Here is a 3,361-nt window from a genome sequence, read left to right as displayed (position 1 = left end):
GAAGGGCGAACCAATCCCCAGTCGTTGGGATAATCAACACGAACACCATCAATCGTGGTGATCTACGCACCTTAAAAAACCTGAATTTGTCAATATTAAAAAATAAAGGATTGTATTTTTAAAATAATTAGGGTTGTGAATAGTATGAATATGAACATATAATTATTGAAGTGTTCAATAATTCTATTTTTTGAACACTTTATATAAATATGCGCTATAATTAAAGAATTCTGAACATGAGGCGAATAATGAACACGTTAAATCAAATTGTTAAAAACAATACTTTTGAATCTGTTGCCATATTAAAGGCATTAAATAAAGCTCATCGATACTTAGGAGAGTTAAAAGGCGTTTGTCAAAGTATGCCAAACCAGCAAATTCTTATTAGTACGCTGGCATTGCAAGAGGCAAAAGACAGCTCTGAAATTGAAAATATTATCACTACTCAAGATGAGCTTTTTAAATATCAACTACAGGCAAATAATAAAAACATTGCAGCTAAAGAAGTTAGCCAATATAGCGATGCAATGAATTGTGTCTTTCAGCAGTTGCAAACCCACAATCTTATTACCACCAACACCATAGTCGAGGCGCAAAAAATTATTAAAGGTAATGATGCAGGCCTACGAACACAACAAGGCACAACACTGTTTAATGAGAAAAGTGGCGAAGTTGTTTATACACCGCCTAATCCTGATGAGTTGCCAGAACTATTAAAAGATCTAGAACAGTTTATTAACAATATTGATATTGAGCCAGATTTAGATCCTTTAATAAAAATGGCGATTATTCATCATCAGTTTGAAAGCATTCATCCGTTTTATGATGGTAACGGCAGAATTGGACGTATTGTTAATATTGTTTATTTAGTACAACAAGGGTTGCTAGACACACCTGTATTGTATTTAAGTCGTTATATTAACCATAATAAGGCTCAGTATTACCACTTATTGCAAACTGTTAGAGATGAAGACAAATGGCAAGAATGGGTGTTGTATATGCTAAGTGCAGTGAGTAAAACTGCACAAAGCACCATTAAACTTATCACTAATATAAAAGAGTTACAGCAAAGTTATAAGCACCGCATTCGTAGCCAATGCCCAAAAGTTTACTCTCAAGATTTGATTAATAATATTTTCAAACACCCTTATACCAAAATTGCTTTTTTACAACAAGATTTGGGCGTATCACGCTTAACTGCTAATCGCTATTTAGAGCAGTTAGTAGAAGAAGATTTGCTAATAAAACACAAGTTTGGCAGAGAAAATTTCTACTTTAACCCTCAACTTATTAACTTGTTGAGCAATACAGAGAATATGCATGATGAATGATATTGACGATGAAGAAAGGCAACTAATCGAAGCAATCGAGTGTGATGATTATCAAGTGGGTGACAGCGCTTTAACATCTGAGAGACTACAAGAATTGCAAGCTATTGCTCGCGGTAATATTCCTACGAAAGAGATTCAAAATGCATTAAATGATTTAATAGCCAAGAAGGGTAAAAGCTTTAATAATATCGAGACTTTGTTCGATGATTTAGATAATTAAATGTATCAAATATTAGAACTAGCTTTAGCTAGAGTTGGTAGTCATGCCAAGCTATTTAAGTGATTAAAAATCTTTAGTGGAAATGTCGTTAGCTTCTAGCCAAGTTCTAAATTTTGCTAATCAACCATTCGATTAAATTTTAAAATCATTGACAACTATAATCCATTGGATTACAATACACACATGCAAACCATCGTAGAATTATCTGAATTTATAAAAAGAGCGGATAAGTTATTAAGTGTTTCAGAAAAAGATGAACTTATTAATCATTTAGCAAAACATGCTAAATCGGGTGATTTAATGACGGGTACAGGTGGTATTCGTAAATTAAGATGGTCTGCACAAGGAAAAGGTAAAAGTGGCGGTGTAAGAGTAATTTACTATTATTACAATAAATCAATTCCGCTATTTTTATTAACTGTATTTGGTAAAGGAGAGAAGGCTAACTTATCAAAAGCAGAGAGTAATGAATTGGCCAAACTAACAAAGCTATTAAAAGATAGTTACGGAGAATAATATGAGCAGTATATTTGACAGTATCAAACAAGGGCTAGATGAAGCGGTGGTTTTTTCTAAAGGTAAAGCATCCAAAGCAATTGTCCATAATATTGACCCAGTAGATGTAAAAAATATTCGCGCCAATGTTGGCATGAGTCAGAGTGAATTTGCTGATGCTTTTGGTATTAGTGTTAGTACACTTCGTCATTGGGAACGTGGAGATAGAGCACCTAGAGGCCCAGCTTTGGTGTTGCTTAATGTAGTGGCTAAAGAGCCAAAGACAGTGTTAAAAGCTTTGAGTCATTAGATAAAATTGAAAATAAATCTCGCCTTTTTTGTTTAGGTGGTTAAAAATCTTTGGTGGAAATATCGTTAGCTTCTAGCCAAGTTCTAAATTTTGCTTGGATTTCTTCCAGCGTTTTTTGATTGTCGGCTTCAAAACGTAATACCAAGCATGGTGTGGTGTTCGATGGGCGAACCAAGCCCCAGCCGTTAGGATAATCTACTCGAACACCGTCAATGGTGATGATGTTAGCGCCTTCAAAATTGACGTTTTCAGCCAATTTATCCATGGCTTTAAATTGATCGCCTTGCTCATCAAAATGAATATTAATTTCAGGTGTGTTGATGCTGTCCGGTAAATCGGCAAATACTTCAGCGCAAGTTTTGTCTGTTTTTGAAATAATTTCTAAGAGTCTTGCGCCGGTGTATAGTGCATCGTCAAAGCCGTACCAGCGTTCTTTAAAGAAAATATGGCCACTCATTTCACCACCAAGCGCAGCGCCAGTTTCTTTGAGTTTGGCTTTAATGAAGCTGTGTCCTGTGCGTGACATGATCGGATCACCGCCGTGCTCGGCAATGTCTTTAGGTAGTAATGAAGAACACTTAACGTCAAATACAATTTTGGCGCCTTTATTGCGCTCAAGAATATCTCTTGAATATAGAATCATTTGGCGATCTGCCCAAATAACATTACCTTTGTTGTCAATTAGACCGAGTCGATCGCCATCACCATCAAAAGCAAAACCCATGTCTGCACCGGTATCTTTAACTTCTTGAATAATGTCAATGAGGTTTTTTGGTTTAGATGGATCAGGATGATGATTGGGGAAGGTGCCATCGACTAAACAAAATAGTTTGGTAACGTTAGCGCCGAGTGCCTCGAACAGCTTTGGTGCGATATTGCCCGCCACACCGTTGCCCGCATCAACAACAATGTTAAGTGGCTTATCAATCTTAATGTCTGATTTAATGCGATCAATATAATCTTGTTCGATATCAACTTTGGTTGAAGTGCCATGACCCGTGCTAA

The 3,361-nt window shown here is 36.0% G+C and carries 5 protein-coding genes; 4 read left to right on the top strand and 1 reads right to left on the bottom strand.

Going from position 1 to position 3,361, the window contains the following annotated elements; translation table 11 throughout:
- The first annotated feature begins 248 nt into the window (after nucleotides 1–248).
- The 4 genes from ABNR88_RS07040 (at nucleotide 249) to nadS (ending at nucleotide 2,356) form a co-directional block, all read left to right on the top strand.
- Entirely contained in the window at nucleotides 249–1,331 is a 1,083-nt protein-coding gene (locus ABNR88_RS07040) for a Fic family protein (RefSeq protein WP_348670240.1), read from the top strand.
- A complete protein-coding gene (locus ABNR88_RS07035; RefSeq protein WP_348670239.1) occupies nucleotides 1,324–1,551 on the top strand; it encodes a hypothetical protein in 228 nt (75 codons plus the stop codon). The genes ABNR88_RS07040 and ABNR88_RS07035 overlap by 8 nt, the downstream gene beginning before the upstream one ends.
- A 183-nt stretch (nucleotides 1,552–1,734) precedes the next feature.
- Nucleotides 1,735–2,067 carry a type II toxin-antitoxin system RelE/ParE family toxin gene (locus ABNR88_RS07030; protein WP_348670238.1) on the top strand — a complete coding sequence of 111 codons (333 nt, stop codon included), beginning with the start codon at nucleotides 1,735–1,737 and terminating at the stop codon, nucleotides 2,065–2,067.
- Nucleotide 2,068: 1 nt separating this feature from the next.
- Entirely contained in the window at nucleotides 2,069–2,356 is a 288-nt protein-coding gene (gene nadS / locus ABNR88_RS07025) for a NadS family protein (protein WP_348670237.1), read from the top strand.
- Nucleotides 2,357–2,396: 40 nt separating this feature from the next.
- On the opposite strand, the gene ABNR88_RS07020 is transcribed toward nadS, so the two are convergent.
- A partial coding sequence (locus ABNR88_RS07020) for a phosphomannomutase/phosphoglucomutase (protein ID WP_348670236.1) occupies nucleotides 2,397–3,361 on the bottom strand: 965 nt, incomplete at its 5' end.

This window comes from uncultured Candidatus Thioglobus sp., assembly GCF_963981275.1.
Classification (GTDB): domain Bacteria; phylum Pseudomonadota; class Gammaproteobacteria; order PS1; family Pseudothioglobaceae; genus Thioglobus_A.
This window is presented reverse-complemented; position numbering and strand designations above follow the sequence as displayed.

Bases quoted from the DNA above. Each gene is read 5' to 3' on its own strand.
- ABNR88_RS07030 (WP_348670238.1), top strand. From the start codon at position 1,735: ATGCAAACCATCGTAGAATTATCTGAATTTATAAAAAGAGCGGATAAG.
- ABNR88_RS07035 (WP_348670239.1), top strand. From the start codon at position 1,324: ATGAATGATATTGACGATGAAGAAAGGCAACTAATCGAAGCAATCGAG.
- nadS (WP_348670237.1), top strand. From the start codon at position 2,069: ATGAGCAGTATATTTGACAGTATCAAACAAGGGCTAGATGAAGCGGTG.
- ABNR88_RS07040 (WP_348670240.1), top strand. From the start codon at position 249: ATGAACACGTTAAATCAAATTGTTAAAAACAATACTTTTGAATCTGTT.